20 protein-coding genes and 1 riboswitch are annotated in these 17,905 nt (G+C 56.7%); of the genes, 9 read left to right on the forward strand and 11 right to left on the reverse strand.

Annotated features, from left to right (window positions below):
* Positions 1-94: 94 nt before the first annotated feature.
* Together CWM52_RS07345 and CWM52_RS07350 are read right to left on the reverse strand one after the other, a co-directional pair.
* On the reverse strand, positions 95-964 hold the full coding sequence (locus CWM52_RS07345) for an AraC family transcriptional regulator (protein WP_100683503.1): 870 nt from the start codon (positions 962-964) through the stop codon (positions 95-97).
* A gap of 72 nt (positions 965-1,036) precedes the next feature.
* Entirely contained in the window at positions 1,037-1,444 is a 408-nt protein-coding gene (locus CWM52_RS07350) for a YgiW/YdeI family stress tolerance OB fold protein (RefSeq protein ID WP_004867749.1), read from the reverse strand.
* 150 nt (positions 1,445-1,594) lie between these two features.
* Here CWM52_RS07350 and qseB point away from each other — a divergent pair, with 150 nt between their 5' ends.
* The 4 genes from qseB to CWM52_RS07370 all read left to right on the forward strand — a co-directional run bounded on the left by qseB (position 1,595) and on the right by CWM52_RS07370 (position 4,627).
* Complete coding sequence (gene qseB, locus CWM52_RS07355; RefSeq protein WP_044347910.1) at positions 1,595-2,254, forward strand: quorum sensing response regulator transcription factor QseB; 660 nt, start codon at positions 1,595-1,597, stop codon at positions 2,252-2,254.
* Entirely contained in the window at positions 2,251-3,591 is a 1,341-nt protein-coding gene (qseC, locus tag CWM52_RS07360; RefSeq protein WP_100683504.1) for a quorum sensing histidine kinase QseC, read from the forward strand. The genes qseB and qseC overlap by 4 nt, the downstream gene beginning before the upstream one ends.
* A 104-nt stretch (positions 3,592-3,695) precedes the next feature.
* Positions 3,696-4,277, forward strand: a complete 582-nt coding sequence (locus CWM52_RS07365) for an NAD(P)H-dependent oxidoreductase (protein ID WP_100683505.1) — start codon at positions 3,696-3,698, stop codon at positions 4,275-4,277.
* Between the two features lie 35 nt (positions 4,278-4,312).
* Entirely contained in the window at positions 4,313-4,627 is a 315-nt protein-coding gene (locus CWM52_RS07370; RefSeq protein ID WP_004867760.1) for a putative quinol monooxygenase, read from the forward strand.
* 71 nt (positions 4,628-4,698) lie between these two features.
* On the opposite strand, the gene parE is transcribed toward CWM52_RS07370, so the two are convergent.
* From parE to nudF, 5 genes are read right to left on the reverse strand one after another with little or no spacing between them, the layout of a single operon-like run.
* The gene (gene parE, locus CWM52_RS07375; protein ID WP_100683506.1) at positions 4,699-6,594 is read right to left on the reverse strand and encodes a DNA topoisomerase IV subunit B; all 1,896 of its coding nucleotides are present in this window, start codon (positions 6,592-6,594) and stop codon (positions 4,699-4,701) included.
* Between the two features lie 30 nt (positions 6,595-6,624).
* Positions 6,625-7,200 (reverse strand): esterase YqiA, encoded by a 576-nt coding sequence (gene yqiA, locus CWM52_RS07380; protein WP_100683507.1) that lies wholly within the window; start codon positions 7,198-7,200, stop codon positions 6,625-6,627.
* Positions 7,200-8,027, reverse strand: coding sequence for a 3',5'-cyclic-AMP phosphodiesterase (cpdA, locus tag CWM52_RS07385; protein ID WP_100683508.1), 828 nt, complete (start codon positions 8,025-8,027; stop codon positions 7,200-7,202). Before cpdA ends, yqiA begins: the two co-directional genes overlap by 1 nt.
* Before the next feature lie 24 nt (positions 8,028-8,051).
* Positions 8,052-8,474, reverse strand: a complete 423-nt coding sequence (locus tag CWM52_RS07390) for a DUF1249 family protein (RefSeq protein ID WP_004867771.1) — start codon at positions 8,472-8,474, stop codon at positions 8,052-8,054.
* Positions 8,471-9,103 carry an ADP-ribose diphosphatase gene (gene nudF, locus CWM52_RS07395; RefSeq protein ID WP_100683509.1) on the reverse strand — a complete coding sequence of 211 codons (633 nt, stop codon included), beginning with the start codon at positions 9,101-9,103 and terminating at the stop codon, positions 8,471-8,473. Before nudF ends, CWM52_RS07390 begins: the two co-directional genes overlap by 4 nt.
* A gap of 195 nt (positions 9,104-9,298) precedes the next feature.
* On the opposite strand from nudF, the gene tolC reads away from it, so the two are divergent.
* From tolC to CWM52_RS07410, 3 genes are all read left to right on the forward strand, one after another.
* Positions 9,299-10,771, forward strand: a complete 1,473-nt coding sequence (gene tolC, locus CWM52_RS07400; RefSeq protein WP_100683510.1) for an outer membrane channel protein TolC — start codon at positions 9,299-9,301, stop codon at positions 10,769-10,771.
* 171 nt (positions 10,772-10,942) lie between these two features.
* Positions 10,943-11,611: a DUF1190 family protein gene (locus CWM52_RS07405; protein ID WP_100683511.1), complete on the forward strand. Its 669-nt coding sequence runs from the start codon at positions 10,943-10,945 to the stop codon at positions 11,609-11,611.
* Positions 11,612-11,616: 5 nt separating this feature from the next.
* Positions 11,617-12,777, forward strand: a complete 1,161-nt coding sequence (locus CWM52_RS07410) for a glutathionylspermidine synthase family protein (protein WP_100683512.1) — start codon at positions 11,617-11,619, stop codon at positions 12,775-12,777.
* 48 nt (positions 12,778-12,825) lie between these two features.
* On the opposite strand, the gene ygiD is transcribed toward CWM52_RS07410, so the two are convergent.
* Positions 12,826-13,617: a 4,5-DOPA dioxygenase extradiol gene (gene ygiD / locus CWM52_RS07415; RefSeq protein WP_100683513.1), complete on the reverse strand. Its 792-nt coding sequence runs from the start codon at positions 13,615-13,617 to the stop codon at positions 12,826-12,828.
* A gap of 194 nt (positions 13,618-13,811) precedes the next feature.
* Between ygiD and zupT the strand changes: the two genes are divergently transcribed.
* On the forward strand, positions 13,812-14,579 hold the full coding sequence (gene zupT, locus CWM52_RS07420) for a zinc transporter ZupT (protein WP_100683514.1): 768 nt from the start codon (positions 13,812-13,814) through the stop codon (positions 14,577-14,579).
* Positions 14,580-14,637: 58 nt separating this feature from the next.
* Here zupT and ribB read toward each other — a convergent pair whose 3' ends face one another.
* Positions 14,638-15,291 carry a 3,4-dihydroxy-2-butanone-4-phosphate synthase gene (ribB, locus tag CWM52_RS07425; protein WP_100683515.1) on the reverse strand — a complete coding sequence of 218 codons (654 nt, stop codon included), beginning with the start codon at positions 15,289-15,291 and terminating at the stop codon, positions 14,638-14,640.
* Positions 15,292-15,396: 105 nt separating this feature from the next.
* Positions 15,397-15,548, reverse strand: a riboswitch (FMN riboswitch).
* Between the two features lie 120 nt (positions 15,549-15,668).
* Between ribB and ubiK the strand changes: the two genes are divergently transcribed.
* A complete protein-coding gene (gene ubiK / locus CWM52_RS07430; RefSeq protein WP_100683516.1) occupies positions 15,669-15,938 on the forward strand; it encodes a ubiquinone biosynthesis accessory factor UbiK in 270 nt (89 codons plus the stop codon).
* A gap of 30 nt (positions 15,939-15,968) precedes the next feature.
* Here ubiK and glgS read toward each other — a convergent pair whose 3' ends face one another.
* Together glgS and hldE are read right to left on the reverse strand one after the other, a co-directional pair.
* Positions 15,969-16,178 carry a cell surface composition regulator GlgS gene (glgS, locus tag CWM52_RS07435; RefSeq protein ID WP_100683517.1) on the reverse strand — a complete coding sequence of 70 codons (210 nt, stop codon included), beginning with the start codon at positions 16,176-16,178 and terminating at the stop codon, positions 15,969-15,971.
* Positions 16,179-16,439: 261 nt separating this feature from the next.
* On the reverse strand, positions 16,440-17,873 hold the full coding sequence (hldE, locus tag CWM52_RS07440; RefSeq protein WP_100683518.1) for a bifunctional D-glycero-beta-D-manno-heptose-7-phosphate kinase/D-glycero-beta-D-manno-heptose 1-phosphate adenylyltransferase HldE: 1,434 nt from the start codon (positions 17,871-17,873) through the stop codon (positions 16,440-16,442).
* Positions 17,874-17,905: the final 32 nt, after the last annotated feature.

Here is a 17,905-nt window from a genome sequence, read left to right on the forward strand (position 1 = left end):
GACCGTGCGGGCGGCAAAACTACCCGCGATAATACCCGATCTCACGCCCTGAGTCACAGGCCGTGAGATCGGCTGAGGATTCCGCTGGCGCTAATCAGCGTAACGGCAGATAAATATCGGTCTGTAGCTCGTGTTCGCCGACTTCATGCACGAAGTTGAGGTAACGGAAAAACAGCGGAAAATCGCGTAGCGTTTCACCCGACGTCGGTAGCCAGTCGCGGTAGAGAGACCAGATACTTTGCGCGAGCGTATCCAGCGAGCCGTGATGGCGCGCCACTGCGCATCGCCCGCCCGGAATGGTGCCATTCACCACGCCAAAGGCGTTTTCCGCGATCGGTTCATTGACCGACCCGCAGATATCAAAACGGAAATCGTCAGCGGGGGTGGTCGCGGGATCGTCCCACGACACGCCCCAGGTCGCGCAGGTGGCGACCGGCGATAACCCGCTCGCCTTGCGCCAGGCGATAAACTGCGCCGCCGTGGCATTGACCAAATCAGGACTGCCGCGGTGGCGCAACATCGCCACCTGCGTCTCAGGGAACTGGACTATTTTAAGCACCATCGGATGTTGCTCCTGTAACGTATGTTTCGGAACGCGTCGATGCCACTCCTGCCAGTCCGGCTGTTGACGGAACTGACTGGGGCTTTGAGCGAACGCGGCACGGAAGGCACGACTGAACGATTCCGGATTCTGAAACCCGGCATCAAGGGCAATATCGATGATTTTATCCTGCGGCCTGAACGCCAGACGCCAGCAGGCGCGGCGCAGACGCAGCCACTGGATATAGCGATACAGCGGTACGCCGCTACAGGCGGTGAATTGCCGGTGAAAGTGATACGGCGAGCAATGCGCGATCGCGCTCAGCGTCTCCAGCGACAGGGGCTCATCCAGATGACGCTCAATGTATAAACACACGCGCTGAAAACGCCCGGCATACGCCGGGCTGGTTCTGGTCTCGTTCATCGTCTCCTCCTGCGGACATACTCTGGCAGAGCGAGGATAGCGATTCCTGACCGATCTTGCGCGATGTCGCGCTTACGGGGTGACTTTAGTAATCTGCTTCACATCGATTTCGACCGAGTTCCAGTCTTTGTCGACCTCCCCCTGGATCTCAACGGTGTCCTGCGGTGTGACGGTCAGGCCGTTCCAGCGTTTATGGTCAATATCCACATTCACCGTCCCGGAAGCGTCCTGGAATTTATACAGATCGTCGGAAATCCGCTGCACGATTTTACCGCGCAGGGTCACCCAGGTGTCATCCCGCAAGGATTTGGCGTTTTCCACCGTCGTTACGCTCCCGCTCGGGCCAATAAAACCGCCTTTTTGCGTAGACGTCTGGCTGGTTTGCGTCGCACCCGGTCCGTTAAAACCACCTTGTTCAGCAGCCAGCACCGGCATCGAAATTAAAGCGACGATCGCGGTCATTGCAGCCATTTTCTTCATAAGATGTTCTCCTTGTCTGGTTATATGACCCTGATTACATCAGGCAAAACTTAACGACTTCTTAAGCAGAAAAAAGAAATTTTATTCCTGTACAGTGCCTGCCACAACGCGGTTTACTGCGCGTATTCATGACAGCCACAGGAGCGGCCAATGCGCATTTTACTGGTGGAAGACGACAAGCTCATCGGCGATGGCATTAAAGTCGGGCTGACAAAAATGGGCTTCAGCATCGACTGGTTTACCCGCGGCGAAGAGGGCAAAACCGCGCTCTATACGGCGCCCTATGACGCGGCGATCCTCGACCTGACGCTGCCCGGCATCGACGGGCTGGATATCCTGCGCGAATGGCGTAATCAGGGCCGCCACGAGCCGGTACTGATCCTCACGGCCCGCGATGCGCTCAGCCAGCGGGTTGAAGGGCTGCGCCTCGGCGCCGATGACTATCTGTGTAAACCTTTCGCGCTGATTGAAGTTGCCGCCCGTCTGGAGGCCCTGATTCGTCGCACCCACGGCCAGAGCAGCAGCGAGCTGCGCCATGGCCACGTTGCGCTCGATCCCATTGGTCTGACCGTAACGGTGAACGGCGACAACCTGGCGCTGAAGCCAAAAGAGTTCGCCTTGCTGGAGCTGCTGATGCGCAATGCCGGACGTGTGCTGCCGCGCAAGCTCATTGAAGAGAAACTTTATACCTGGGATGACGATGTCTCCAGCAATGCGGTCGAGGTGCACGTTCATCACCTGCGCCGCAAGCTCGGCAGTGAATTTATTCGTACCGTTCACGGTATCGGCTATACCCTCGGTGATGCATGAAACGACTTAGCCTGCGCGTCCGCCTGACGCTCCTGTTTTTCCTGCTGACCAGCGCGGCCTGGGGCATCGCCTGCTTTTTTGCCTGGCAACAAACCACGGAAAAACTGGATAAGCTCTTTGATACCCAACAGCTGCTGTTTGCCCGCCGACTAAGCGCCATGAATTTCGACGAGCTGCATACGCTCGCGGCGCCGGTGCGGACAAAAAAGAAGATCAAACACGGCCACCTCGATGACGACGCGCTGGCGTTCGCGATTTTCACGGCCGACGGCAAGCGCCTGCTTCACGACGGCGAGAATGGTCAGGACATCCCGTGGCAGAATCGTCGGGAAGGCTTCAGCGATGGCTATCTGAATAACGATGATGATGAATGGCGCTTCCTGCAGCTAACCACCGGCGATGGCCGCTACCGTATTGTCGTGGGTCAGGAGTGGGACTACCGGCGGGAAATGGCGCTGGATATCGTCACCTCCCAGCTGACCCCCTGGCTGGTGGCGCTGCCGCTGATGTTCCTGCTGCTGATTGTGCTATTGAGCCGGGAGCTGGCGCCGTTAAAACAGCTGGCCAGAACGCTGCGCCTGCGCGCGCCGGACTCGGCGGAATCGCTTAACGTCGACAAGGTGCCCAGTGAAGTCCGGCCGCTGGTCGATGCCCTGAATCAGCTGTTTGCTCGTACGCATGACACCATGATACGCGAGCGCCGGTTTACCTCCGATGCCGCACACGAGCTGCGCAGCCCGCTTGCAGCCCTGCAAGTGCAGACTGAAGTCGCTCAGCTATCAATGGACGACCCGCAGGGGCGGGAGAAAGCGCTGGCGCAGCTGCATGAAGGAATTGACCGCGCAACCCGACTGGTAGACCAGCTTTTAACGTTGTCGCGCCTCGATTCTCTGGCGCAGCTTGATGATGTGCATACGATAGCCATCGATGAGTTGCTGCAATCTTCGGTCATGGAGATGTACCACTCTGCGCAGCAGGCGGGCATTGAGCTTCGCCTGCACCTGAACGCAACTCAGGTCATGCTGCCGGGCCAGCCGCTGCTGCTGAGTCTGCTGGTGCGCAATCTGCTGGATAACGCCGTACGCTACAGCCCGCGCGGCAGCCAGGTCGATATCACTCTTGATGCCCGTGAGTTTTCCGTTCGCGATAATGGCCCGGGCGTCAGCCCCGAGGCGCTGGCGCGTATCGGCGAGCGCTTCTATCGCCCTCCCGGCCAGGATGAGCCCGGTAGCGGACTGGGCTTATCAATCGTCCGCCGCATTGCCGCGCTGCACCGGATGACGGTAGACTTCAGCAACGCGCCCGCAGGCGGTTTTACGGCACGCGTGCGCTGGTAGCCATTATTGCAATTAACGCAAAAGACTTTGCACATTTTGCTCATTTTACCGCCCCGCCTTGCGGGATAAAATCAGTGACAAACTCGAAACCTGAAGGGCAAAAAATGAGCAACATCCTGATTATCAACGGCGCGAAGAAATTCGCCCATTCAAACGGCCAGTTGAATGACACCCTGACCGAGGTCGCGGATGGCTATCTGCGCGACGCCGGGCATGATGTTAAAATCGTCCGTGCGGAAAGCGATTACGACGTCCAACAAGAAGTGCAGAATTTCCTCTGGGCCGATGTGGTTATCTGGCAAATGCCGGGCTGGTGGATGGGCGCGCCGTGGACCGTGAAGAAATATATTGATGATGTCTTCACCGAAGGCCACGGCTCGCTGTATGCCAGCGACGGGCGCACCCGCTCCGACGCCAGTCAGAAATACGGTTCCGGCGGCCTGATTCAGGGCAAGCAGTACATGCTCTCCCTGACCTGGAACGCGCCGATGGATGCCTTCACCGATAAAGATCAGTTCTTCCACGGCGTGGGCGTTGACGGCGTGTATCTGCCGTTCCATAAAGCCAACCAGTTCCTCGGCATGACCCCTCTGCCGACCTTTATCGCCAACGACGTCATTAAAATGCCGGATGTTCCGCGTGACATAGCAGAATATCGCAAGCATCTGGCGCAGATTTTTGGTTAACTAAAGATCTACATACAGAAGGAGTTGAGTTAATCATGTTGACAGTGATCGCAGAAATTCGCACACGCCCGGGACAACACCATCGCCAGGCGGTACTTGATCAGTTTGCAAAACTTGTTCCGGTCGTTTTACAGGAAGAGGGCTGCCACGGCTATGCGCCGCTGGTTGACCACGCCGCCGGCGTGAGTTTCCAGAGCACCTCTCCGGATTCAATCGTCATGGTTGAACAGTGGGAAAGCGTTGCCCATCTCGAAGCGCATCTGCAAACACCGCATATGAAAGCCTACGCTGAAGCGGTGAAAGGCGATGTGCTGGAGACCAGTATCCGCATTCTGCAGTCCGGCATTTAAGCCTGCGCACGAAGAAAAACACAAGAAATGAGTCAGAACTGGCGAAATGCCAGTTCTGCTTAAACAACAGGTCAGGCTTCCAGATCCGCCATATCCCCTTTCTCCTGCAGCCAGTTACGACGATCTTCCGAACGTTTCTTGGCTAACAGCATATCCATCATCGCCGTGGTCTGCTGCTCATCCTCATCGCTGATAATCAGCTGCACCAGGCGGCGGGTATTCGGGTCAAGCGTGGTTTCGCGCAGCTGCATCGGGTTCATCTCGCCCAGCCCTTTAAAGCGCTGGACGTTCGGTTTGCCCTTCTTCCGTTTGAGCTGCTCCAGCACGCCGGCTTTCTCTTCTTCCGTCAGGGCGTAGTAAACCTCTTTGCCGAGATCGATACGGTACAAAGGCGGCAGCGCAACGTGAACATGCCCGTGTTTCACCAGCGTGCGGAAGTGCTTCACAAACAGCGCGCACAGCAGCGTAGCAATGTGCAGGCCGTCGGAGTCCGCATCCGCGAGAATGCAAATCTTGCCGTAGCGGAGCTGACTTAAGTCATCGCTGTCCGGATCGATACCGATCGCCACCGAAATGTCGTGGACCTCTTGCGACGCCAGCACTTCATCAGATGAGACTTCCCAGGTATTAAGGATTTTCCCCTTCAGCGGCATGATCGCCTGATATTCACGGTCGCGCGCCTGCTTGGCAGAACCGCCCGCCGAGTCCCCTTCCACCAGAAACAGCTCGGTACGGTTCAGATCCTGAGCGGTACAGTCCGCCAGCTTACCCGGCAACGCGGGACCGCTGGTCAGCTTTTTACGCACCACCTTTTTCGCCGCGCGCATCCGGCGCTGGGCGCTGGAGATGGCCATTTCGGCAAGCAGCTCCGCGGCCTGAACGTTCTGGTTCAGCCACAGGCTAAAGGCATCTTTTACCACGCCGGAGACAAACGCCGCGCACTGACGCGAAGAGAGACGCTCTTTCGTCTGACCGGCAAACTGCGGATCCTGCATTTTCACCGACAGCACGTAGGCACAGCGATCCCAGATATCTTCCGCAGACAGCTTCACGCCGCGCGGCAGGATATTGCGATATTCACAGAACTCGCGCATCGCTTCGAGCAGCCCCTGGCGCAGACCGTTAACATGGGTACCGCCCTGCATGGTCGGGATCAGGTTAACGTAGCTTTCGGTCAGCAGCTCCCCGCCTTCCGGTAGCCACAGCAGCGCCCAGTCGACCGCTTCGGTTTCGCCGGAGAAGTTGCCGACGAACGGTTTTTCCGGCAGCAGCGGCAGGCCGTTCACCGCTTCGCACAGGTAGTCAGTCAGGCCGTCCTGGTAACACCAGCGCTGTTCGCTGTTGTTTACCTGGTCACGGAAGACAATCTCGACTCCAGGGCAGAGTACGGCTTTGGCTTTGAGCACATGCGTCAGGCGCGAGACGGAAAAGCGCGGACTATCAAAGAAATGCTCATCCGGCCAGAAATGCACGCTGGTTCCGGTATTACGTTTACCGCAGGTGCCGGTGACGCGGAGATCTTCAACTTTATCGCCATTCTCGAAGGCGATGCTGTAGATCTGGCCATCGCGGCGGACGTTCACTTCCACGCGCTTCGACAGGGCGTTGACCACCGAAATACCCACCCCGTGCAGCCCCCCCGAGAACTGGTAGTTCTTGCTGGAGAATTTGCCGCCCGCATGCAGCCGGCACAGGATCAGCTCAACCGCCGGAACCCCTTCTTCCGGATGGATATCAACCGGCATCCCGCGGCCATCGTCGATCACTTCCAGCGATTGATCGGCATGAAGAATGACCTCCACGCGTTTCGCATGGCCAGCCAGTGCTTCATCCACACTGTTATCAATAACTTCCTGACCGAGATGGTTAGGACGTGTTGTGTCAGTGTACATCCCTGGACGGCGGCGAACCGGCTCTAGCCCGGTGAGTACCTCAATGGCATCAGCGTTATATGAAGATTGCGTCATGGTGTGTATTCGTAGGTAGTCCAGGAATGCTTAACGCAAACCCAGAAAATCGATAATCTGAGTGAAATGATCTTCAAAGCCGACAAATGCGTGATTGCCGCCCTCCTCTACCGTCTGCCGGCATGAGGCGTAGTAAGCAACGGCCTGGCGGTAATCAAGCACTTCATCGCCCGTTTGCTGCAACAGCCAGATTAAATCAGGCGCTTCCAGCGGGTCGATTTGCATGACTTTGAGATCGTAAATATGGCGTGACTCTAGCACATATTGCTGCCCCGTGTACGGATTCTCATTGGGGCCAAGGAAATTGTTCAGCAGTTCAAACGGGCGCACCGCCGGGTTAACCACCACAGTCGGCAGCATAAAACACTGCGACAGCCAGGTGGCATAGTAGCCTCCCAGCGAAGACCCCACCACCCCCAGCGGTTCCCCGCCGCGTTCCAGCACAATGGCTTCCAGCATCTCCGCCGCGTCTGCTGGGTAAGCGGGCAGCTCAGGCACCACCATCGTAATCTCGGGAAAGGTCTGCGTCAGCCAGTCCTTCAGCGCCGTCGCTTTGGCCGACCGCGGTGAACTGTTAAAACCATGCAGATAAAGGAGCGTAGCCATCAGTATCCTTCTGAAGCGATATCCGGGTGAAATTTCACGCCGTTAAGGCGGCAAACTTCGGTGGTCAAAGTACCGTCGGCGTGCAGTTCCAGCCAGCGCCAGCCGGGAGAAAGGGTGTCCAGGGTAAAATTGGCGCAATGCGGCTTAAATTGTACGCAGGTCGAAGGTGTGGCCATCATCCGCCGCCCGTTCCAGTTGAGGTCCAGTTCCTGGTGAATATGGCCGCAGAGTAAATGCTTTACGCGCGGAAAAGCGGCCAGTGCGCGATCCAGAGCCCCGGCATTACGCAGGCTGTGTTGATCCAACCAGCTACAACCCGAAGGGAGCGGATGGTGATGCAACAGCAGCAGCGTATGGCGCTCAGGCTCTTCCGCCAGCTTCTGTTCCAGCCACTCAAGCTGAAAGTCGCTCAGCTCGCCGTGGGGAACGCCAAACACCTGGCTGTCGAGCAGCAAGATTTGCCAGTGCTCGCCCAGCAAGACCCGCTTGGCCGGGGAAATACCCGATTCCAGCAGCGTGCTGTACATCGCCGGCTGGAAGTCATGATTGCCCGGCAACCAGACGCAGGGCGCGGCAAAACTCGCGATACCTTCAGCAAAGTGCTGATAGGCCGCGGCGGAATGGTCCTGCGCCAGATCGCCTGTTGCCACTATAAGATCGCATGGACGCTGTGAGGCATGGATGGCATCCAGCACGGCCTGGTAGCTTTCCCAGGTATTGATACCTAACAGCGTTTCATGTTTTTCAGCAAACAGGTGAGTATCAGTAATTTGTAATATCCTGACTCTGGTCTCACCAGCCAGAGGCAGATTTAACAGGCTTTCCAAATGGTGTCCTTAGGTTTCACGACGCTAACAAACCGGAATCGCCATCGCTCCATGTGCTAAACAGTATCTCAGCCAGTCCGCCAGGAACTGATTAATTTGATGCTTTTCGTCGCGTTGATGCAACTTTTTATTAGGATAATCATACTTTGCTTTGAAGCGAAAGATCTGCTGAGTCGAACACACTTCAGCGACCATCGCATCATGATACAGGCGTACCGTCATTGACGGTAAACTCCAGTAACTTACCGCCGGAACCGTCTGCTCAATTGACACTAATGTAGTGTAGCGGGTCGACTCGACGATAGTTAATCGATATTGCGCATTGCCCACCTGATAGCCCGCGACATCGCCGGCTGCATCGGTTCGAGGCAGCAAGCGGCGCAACTGAGCAAAATTGGTTTCACACAGGCGCATCATTTCCGGGAAGTCAGGTGTATAACGCTTCATTTTGTCCACTCATTACGTAAATTGTGATAATGCAGCTGCAGCCATTGCAAGGCAATGACAGAGGCCGCGTTGTCGATTTTCCCCTCTTCAACCCACTGGTAAGCCTGCTCCCGGCTGACCACATGCACCCGGATGTCTTCATTTTCATCCGCCAGACCGTGAATCCCTTTTGCCGTTGTGGCATCGACTTCACCAACCAGAATAGACAGCCTTTCGCTGGTACCGCCAGGGCTTGCCAGATAGCTCAGGACCGGTTTTGTCCGTCCGACGACCAGCCCGGCTTCTTCTACCGCTTCGCGGCGGGCAACGTCCTCGGGGGTTTCACCGTCTTCAATCATACCGGCGACCATTTCCAGTAGCCACGGGCTCTCGCTGGTATCATACGCGGCGATGCGGATTTGCTCGACCAGCACCACTTCATCACGTATCGGGTCAAAGGGTAGCAAGACTGCGGCATGCCCGCGCTCAAAAATTTCGCGCGTCACCTCGCCGCTCATCCCACCGTTAAACAGGCGATGGCGAAAACGGTATAAATCCAGCGAAAAAAAACCACGATAAAGCGTTTCGCGTGCAATAATTTCTACATCGTTTTTCGAGAAGGTAATTCCTTGCTGATTGAGCTTGCTCATTGTCTCTGTCCCGCGCCTCCGAAAGTAAGGATTTATAAGCCGTTTGGCTATCGTTTTACAGTCCATATGTTAGATTGGTGCAAATTACCGCCGGATGGCACGTAACGCCAACTTTTTACTGCGGCAGAGTCGATACAATCAGCGAATATTTTTAGAATTTGGGCAGCGCTTTATGCTTCACAACAAGGAATGCAAATGAAGAAACTTTTCCCCATCCTCATCGGTCTGGGCCTGACTGGCTTCAGCGCCATGAGCCAGGCAGAAAACCTGATGCAGGTTTATCAGCAGGCGCGCGTCAGCAACCCTGACCTGCGTAAATCAGCAGCCGATCGTGATGCTGCATTCGAGAAGATCAACGAAGCACGTAGCCCGTTACTGCCTCAGCTTGGCCTGGGCGCGGATTATACTTACACCAATGGTTATCGCGACAGCAACGGCGTGAACTCGAACGTCACCAGCGGCTCGCTGCAGTTAACGCAGGTTCTTTTCGATATGTCGAAATGGCGCTCGCTGACGCTACAGGAAAAACAAGCTGGCATTCAGGACGTCACCTATCAGACCAACCAGCAAACGCTGATTCTGAACACCGCGACGGCTTACTTTAACGTCCTGAGCGCCATTGATACGCTTTCCTATACCGAAGCACAGAAACAGGCCATCTACCGCCAGCTGGATCAGACCACCCAGCGCTTTAACGTTGGTCTTGTGGCGATCACCGATGTGCAGAACGCCCGTTCACAGTACGACTCCGTACTGGCAAACGAAGTGACCGCGCGCAACAACCTCGACAACGCGGTAGAAGCGCTGCGCCAGGTAACCGGTAACTACTATCCGCAGCTGTCATCGCTGAACGTTGGCGGTTTTAAAACCAACAAACCGCAGACGGTGAACGCGCTGCTGAAAGAAGCGGAAAACCGCAATCTGTCGCTGCTGCAGGCACGTCTGAGCCAGGATCTGGCCCGCGAACAGATCCGTCAGGCGCAGGACGGCCATCTGCCGACCCTGAATTTAACCGCCTCGACCGGGATCTCGAACACCACCTACAACGGTTCAAAAACCAACGATCCAACGCGCTATGGCGACACTGATGTCGGGCAGAACAAAATCGGCCTGAATTTCTCGCTGCCGCTGTATCAGGGCGGGATGGTTAACTCGCAGGTGAAACAGGCGCAGTACAACTTCGTCGGCGCCAGCGAGCTGCTGGAAAGCGCGCATCGCAGCGTGGTTCAGACCGTTCGTTCTTCCTTTAATAACATCAATGCCTCTATCAGCAGCATCAACGCCTACAAACAGGCGGTGGTTTCTGCGCAGAGCTCCCTTGATGCCATGGAAGCAGGCTATTCCGTGGGGACGCGTACCATCGTCGACGTCCTGGATGCCACAACGACCCTGTACAACGCCAAGCAGCAGCTCTCCAGCGCGCGTTATAACTACCTGATTAATCAGCTGAATGTCAAATCTGCTCTCGGGACACTGAATGAGCAGGATCTGGTTGCGCTGAACAATACGTTGGGCAAACCTGTGTCGACCTCGCCAGATAGCGTCGCGCCGGAAACCCCGCAGCAGGATGCTAACGCTGATGGCTACAGCAGCAATGCAGCCCCGGCGGCGACATCGGCGTCAACCCGCGCCACGAAAACCAGCGGCACCAATCCTTTCCGCCAGTAATCGTCATTGCGTCATGGCGCTTCGCTTAACGAATTCCGCTAAGCGAAGCGCTAAACGTAAGGCAACGTAAAGATCCCCTCCTTTCCGCCCCTCTTCGCTTCATTTTCCACCACTCATCCTCTATCCTGAGCGTTAACAATTTGCAATACCACTGGGTCCTGGAAGACAAATATGAAACGGACAAAAAATATTAATCATGCCTCGTTCCGTAAAAGCTGGAGCGCTCGCCATCTGACACCGGTCGCCCTTGCCGTTACGGCCGTATTTATGCTTGCCGGTTGTGAAAAAACCGACGAGACGGTTTCTCTGTACCAAAACGCCGATGACTGCTCTGCAGCCAATCCGGGAAAAAGCGCAGAATGTACCACCGCTTTCAACAATGCTCAGAAAGAAGCGGTACGTACCGCGCCGAAATACGCCACGCGTGAAGATTGCGTCGCTGAATTCGGCGAAGGCCAGTGCCAGCAAACGCCGGCTCAGGCGGGCGTAGCGCCGGAAAACCAGGCGCAGGCGCAAAGCAGCGGCAGCTTCTGGATGCCGCTGATGGCAGGCTACATGATGGGCCGTCTGATGGGCGGAGGCATGGGTGCGCAGCAGCCGCTGTTCAGCTCGAAAAACCCGGCCAGCCCAGCCTATGGTCAGTACACCGATGCCGGTGGTAAGAGCTACGGCGCGGCGCAACCGGGTCGGACGATGAACGTACCGAAGACGGCGATGGCGCCAAAACCGGCCACCACCAGCACCGTCACCCGCGGTGGGTTTGGTGAATCGGTCGCGAAGCAATCCGCCATGCAGCGCAGCGCTGCGGGTACCTCTTCTTCCCGCTCAATGGGCGGCTAAATCACATGGAAAGAATCAGCATCACGGAACGCCCGGACTGGCGTGAAAAGGCGACCGAATACGGCTTCAACTTTCATACGATGTATGGCGAGCCGTACTGGAGCGAAGAGGCCTATTACAAACTGACGCTGGCGCAGGTTGAGAAGCTCGAAGAGGTCACCGCCGACCTGCACCAAATGTGTCTGCAGGCGGTAGAAAAAGTTATCGCCAGCGATGAGCTGATGGCGAAGTTCCGCATCCCGAAACATACCTGGGGCTTCGTGCGCCAGTCGTGGAAAACCAACCAGCCGTCGCTCTACTCACGCCTCGATTTGGCGTGGGACGGCACAGGCGAGCCGAAGCTGCTGGAGAACAACGCCGACACGCCGACCTCGCTGTATGAAGCCGCCTTCTTCCAGTGGATTTGGCTGGAAGATCAGATCAACGCCGGCCAGCTGCCGGCAGGCAGCGACCAGTTCAACAGCCTGCAGGAAAAGCTGATCGAGCGTTTTGCCGAGCTGCGCGAGCAGTTTGGCTTCCAGCTACTGCATATGGCCTGCTGTCGCGATACCGAAGAAGATCGCGGTACCGTGCAGTACCTGCAGGACTGTGCCGCAGAAGCGGGTGTGGCCACCGAGTTTCTGTATATCGAAGATATCGGTCTGGGTGAAAAAGGTCAGTTTACCGACCTGCAGGATCAGGTGATTGGCAACCTGTTCAAGCTCTACCCATGGGAGTATATGCTGCGCGAGATGTTCTCCACCAAACTGGAAGACGCGGGCGTACGCTGGCTGGAACCGGCGTGGAAGAGCATCATTTCGAACAAAGCTTTACTTCCGCTGCTGTGGGAGATGTTCCCGAACCACCCTAACCTGCTGGCAGCTTACTTCAGCGAAGATGCGCATCCGGAAATGGAGAAGTACGTCATTAAGCCTATTTTCTCCCGTGAAGGAGCCAACGTGTCGATCGTGGAAAACGGCAAAGTGCTGGAAGCGGTAGAGGGTCCCTACGGAGAAGAAGGCACCATCGTGCAGGAGTTCTATCCGCTGCCGAAGTTTGGCGACAGCTACACGCTGATCGGCAGCTGGCTCATCAACGATCGGCCAGCCGGTATCGGCGTACGCGAGGATCGGGCGTTGATAACCCAGGATCTGTCGCGTTTCTACCCGCACATTTTCGTCGAATAAGATATCCCCCGGCGGCGCTGACGCCTGCCGGGGTTATTACGCTCTCTTCTACGCCCCAATCAGCACCGACAGCATGCTCAGCGATCCCATCTCCATCCCTTCCACCGGAATAGATATCGGTTCTTCGCCGTCCCAGGTGCCCAAAGCGTAGAGCAGCGGCAGGAAGTGATCCGCGGTCGGGTTAGAAAGCGATCCTCCCTCATGCGCCAGATAGTTCACCAGCGGATGCTCTGCAACCGGTCCCTTCCAGCTCAGGTTGCTTTTCACGTAGTCATTAAATGATTCTGCCCACGGATAAGGCGTACTCTCGCCATGCCAGCGTGCCGTTCTCAGGTTATGCACCACGTTACCGCTCGCCACCAGCATGATGCCTTCATCACGCAGCGCCGCCAGCTTACGCCCCATCTCCATATGCCAGGCTGCCGGTTTGGTGCTGTCGATGCTCAACTGCACCATCGGGATGTCCGCATCGGGGTACATTTTTATCAGCACGCCCCATGAGCCATGATCGAAACCCCAGGCTTCTTTATCCAGGGTCACAGGGACCGGCGCCAGCAGCTCAACCAGACGCTGCGCCAGTTCCGGAGAACCGGGAGCCGGATAATGCGTATCGTACAGCGCCTGCGGGAAGCCGCCAAAATCGTGGATCGTCTTCGGCGTTTCCATAGCCGTGACCCCGGTACCGCGAGTAAACCAGTGCGCAGAAACCACAACAATGGCTTTTGGCCGCGGCAATGTTTCGCCCAGCTGCCGCCAGGCGCGGGTATAGATGTTATCTTCCAGCACGTTCATCGGGCTGCCGTGGCCTAAAAACAACGCTGGCATTCGGGTACGGGACATGGTGATATCCTTAAACAGAGGAATGGTGATGTCTTTACATTACGCGTTTTTGCGTCAGGATAAACTCAGATAAGCATGATGATGATCGTCAGAAAATTTGAATGTAATTCGCTGTAAAGGGCTGCCTCCCCCTCTCGCCGTTAGCAGGAAATCCCGATATCATTAATGATAATCATTATCAAAGGAAATGAATAATGTCGTCACCTTTAATATTGACGCTGCTGGCGGGTAGCGCCACATTTATCGGCGCTATTTTCGGCGTCCTCGGTCAGAAGCCATCCAACCGGCTGCTGGGATTTTCCCTCGGCTTTGCCGCGGGCATCATGCTGCTTATCTCACTGATGGAGATGCTTCCCGCCGCGCTGAACGCGCAAGGCATGTCGCCGCTGCTCGGTTACGGCATGTTTGTCATCGGCCTGCTGGGCTACTTTGCGCTCGACCGTATGCTGCCCCACGCGCATCCGCAGGATCTGCTGTCAGGTATGCCGCGCCCGCGTAATCTTCGCCGAACCGCAATGTTATTGACTCTGGGCATCAGCCTGCACAACTTCCCGGAAGGGATCGCCACCTTTGTGACGGCCAGTAATAACCTCGAGCTGGGGATGGGCGTCGCACTGGCGGTCGCTTTACACAATATTCCCGAGGGGCTGGCGGTGGCTGGCCCGGTTTATGCCGCCACCGGTTCACGGCATAAGGCGGTACTGTGGGCAGGGCTTTCCGGGATGGCGGAAATTCTCGGCGGCCTGCTGGCCTGGCTGATCCTCGGTAGCCTGGTGTCGCCCGTCGTAATGGGCGCCGTTATGGCAGCCGTTGCCGGGATCATGGTGGCGCTGTCGGTTGATGAGCTGATGCCGCTGGCAAAAGAGATCGATCCGCAGAGCAACCCAAGTTATGGCGTGCTGTGTGGGATGTCGGTGATGGGGTTAAGCCTGGTTGTGCTGCAGGCCATGGGTATTGGCTGAGGCTAAAAAACAACAAAGCCCACGCTGAGGTGGGCTTTGCCATGATGCGGGGCCACAATCAGCTGGCTTTGCGCTCATGTTCGCGACGATAGGCCACCAGATCTTCAATGGTGACGACAGCCATATCATGCTTCTGCGCGAACGCAATGCACTCCGGCGCGCGCGCCATAGAGCCATCGTCATTCGTCAGTTCACACAGCACGCCAGCCGGTTTAAAGCCCGCCAACGTTACCAGGTCGATGGTCGCTTCCGTGTGACCGCCGCGGGTCAACACGCCGCCCGGCTGCGCGCGCAGCGGGAAGACATGGCCGGGACGGTTGAGGTCAGAAGGTTTAGCACCGTCGGCAATAGCCGCGCGCACGGTGGTCACGCGGTCAGCGGCGGAAACGCCGGTGGTGACGCCTTCCGCAGCTTCGATGGTCACGGTAAAGCCGGTGCCGTATGCGCTGGTGTTGTTTTCCACCATCATCGGCAGATCAAGTTGCTTACGGCGTTCATCGGTCAGGCACAGGCAGACAATGCCGCTGCCGTGGCGGATGGTCAGCGCCATCTGCTCGACGGTCATGGTTTCGGCGGCGAAAATCATGTCGCCTTCGTTTTCACGGTCTTCATCATCAAGCACCATCACCCCGCGGCCTTCGCGCAGTGCATTTAAAGCGTGTTCCACACGTTCAAAAGCGGTACCAAAAGAGGAAAGGAGCGTCTGATTCATGGTAAATAAACCTCATTAAAATTATGGTTACCAGAATCAGGGCAGTCTTAGGAGCGCCGGTTTAGCGGCAAAAGTCAACGCAAGCGGATCGAGACCCGACTGAGCCGTTACTCTCTCCCATCCGGACTTTAACCGTCGGCCCCGGAATTACACCGGATCTGCTGACCTTTCTGCTGGTGCAGAAAGCGCTCGCGGGCTTTCAACGCAATGGTTGATTTACCGCCGGTGGGGAATTTCGCCCCGCCCTGAGAATAAGCAAGGTAACTATAACGCTATTGATTATCCTCGGCAATGCATAAGCTTCAAACATTTCTGGTTTATAGGCAGCGTCGATCGCACTACAATGAACGACAAACCGACCAGAGCAGGAAACCACCATGATTGACCCGAAAAAAATTGAACAAATCGCCCGCCAGGTCCATGAATCGATGCCGAAAGGCCTTCGCGATCTTGGGGAAGATGTCGAGAAAAAGATCCGTCAGGTACTCCAGTCTCAGCTGACCCGCCTGGATTTGGTCAGTCGCGAAGAGTTTGATGTGCAGACGCAGGTGCTGCTGCGCACTCGCGAAAAACTGGCGCTGCTGGAGCAGCGTATCAGCGATCTGGAAAGCCGCGCGGCGGCCCCGAGCGTCGACGAGAAGCAGTAAAAACAACGGGCCCTCAGGCCCGTTGTTGTTTCAGTGTTCTAGCTCTGGCCGCGATGCGGCCTCTGCACTGACCTGACGGCAGTAGAGTTCATACCGTTGGCAAAACCACTCACGATGATCTTCATCCATATTGCCAATAATAGCCTGGAGATCAACGGTGTGTCCCTGTGCATGCATTCTGGCGAAACTCAGGGCCAGAAAATCAAAGTTCTTCATTGAATACAGTTCGTGATGATTCATCCGCATACTCCTTCAGCCGTGTGTGTTCTGATTGGTCATATGCTTTCTACTAACTTCAGTATTTATACTTACGCTAACGCTTTTTGGACGAAAAATGCGCTCAAATCGCCTGTTTATTGCGCTGAATCATTTCTGCCATCATTAAATAAAAAAAACCGGCGATCTGACGATCGTCGGCTTTTCGAGTCGGGCATTATCCGGAGTTCTTCGGCCTCGCGATGCGTAACCCCACTCCCGAGAACGCCCGACCGGCGTCACAAATTACTTACTGCTGTCTTTCTGGATCTTCTTAATAATGTTGGTGGTCGAGCAACCATCTTCAAAGTTCAGCACCAGCACGTCGCCGCCGTTCGCCCAGACTTCCTCGCTACCCGCGATATCTTCCGGCTTATAGTCGCCGCCTTTGACCAGCAGGTCCGGCAGAATGCCGGCGATCAGGCGCTGCGGCGTATCCTCTTCAAATGAGACGACCCAGTCGACGGCTTCCAGCGCGCCGAGCACGATCATCCGCTGCTCCAGCGGGTTGACCGGACGAGACTCGCCTTTCAGACGTTTGGTCGACGCATCGCTGTTGACCGCAACGATCAAGCGATCGCCCAGTTTGCGTGCATTGGCCAGATAAGAGACGTGGCCCGCATGCAGAATGTCAAACACGCCGTTGGTCATCACCACTTTCTCGCCGCGCTTACGTGCCGCCGCAACGGCCTGTTTCAGCTCGTCTTCGTTCATCACGCCGAACCCGGTCTCCGCGCGCCCGCGCACGGCGTTTTCCAGCTCGATAGGTGAAACGGTGGATGTCCCCAGCTTGCCGACCACGACGCCAGCCGCCGCGTTGGCGAAGTAGCACGCCTCTTCCAGCGTATTGCCGGAGGCCAGCGTCGCCGCCAGCACGCCAATCACCGTATCGCCGGCGCCGGTGACGTCATACACTTCTTGCGCCTGAGTCGGCATATGCAGCGGCGGACGGCCCGGCTGCAGCAGCGTCATCCCCTGCTCGGAGCGGGTTACCAGCAGCGCGGAGAGTTCGAACTCAGCAATAATTTTCAGGCCGCGTTCGACAATATCCGCTTCATCTTTGCACTTGCCCGCGACGGCTTCAAATTCGGAGAGGTTCGGCGTCAGCAGCGTGGCACCGCGATAGCGTTCAAAATCGGTGCCTTTCGGGTCGATCAGCACCGGTACGCCCGCATCGCGCGCCAGCTTAATCATGGTCTGCACGCTGGCCAGCGCGCCTTTGGCATAATCGGACAGCACCAGCGCCCCGATGGTACCCAGCGTCTGCTGAATGCGGTCGTGCATCGGCTGCGGATCGACGCCGGAGAATCCCTCTTCGAAATCCAGGCGGATCAGCTGCTGGTTGCGCGAAAGCACGCGCAGCTTGGTGATGGTCGGGTGAGTCGGTACGGAGACGAAATCGCACTTCACGTTGACATCCGCCAGCGCTTTACTGAGCGCACGCGCGGCGTCATCAATCCCGGTCAGGCCAACCAGGCGGGAAGTCGCGCCGAGAGAGGCGATGTTCATCGCCACGTTTGCCGCACCGCCGGGACGCTCTTCGATATTTTCCACCTTGACCACCGGTACCGGGGCTTCGGGGGAAATACGGCTGGTGGGACCATACCAGTAGCGGTCCAGCATGACATCGCCCACCACCAACACTCCTGCACGTTCAAACTCCGGCAGCGTTACTTTCATGACTCTCTCCTGCGAGATACAAACTTTGCGCG

The sequence above is a fragment of the Raoultella sp. T31 genome (genome assembly GCF_002806725.1).
Taxonomy (GTDB): domain Bacteria; phylum Pseudomonadota; class Gammaproteobacteria; order Enterobacterales; family Enterobacteriaceae; genus Klebsiella; species Klebsiella electrica.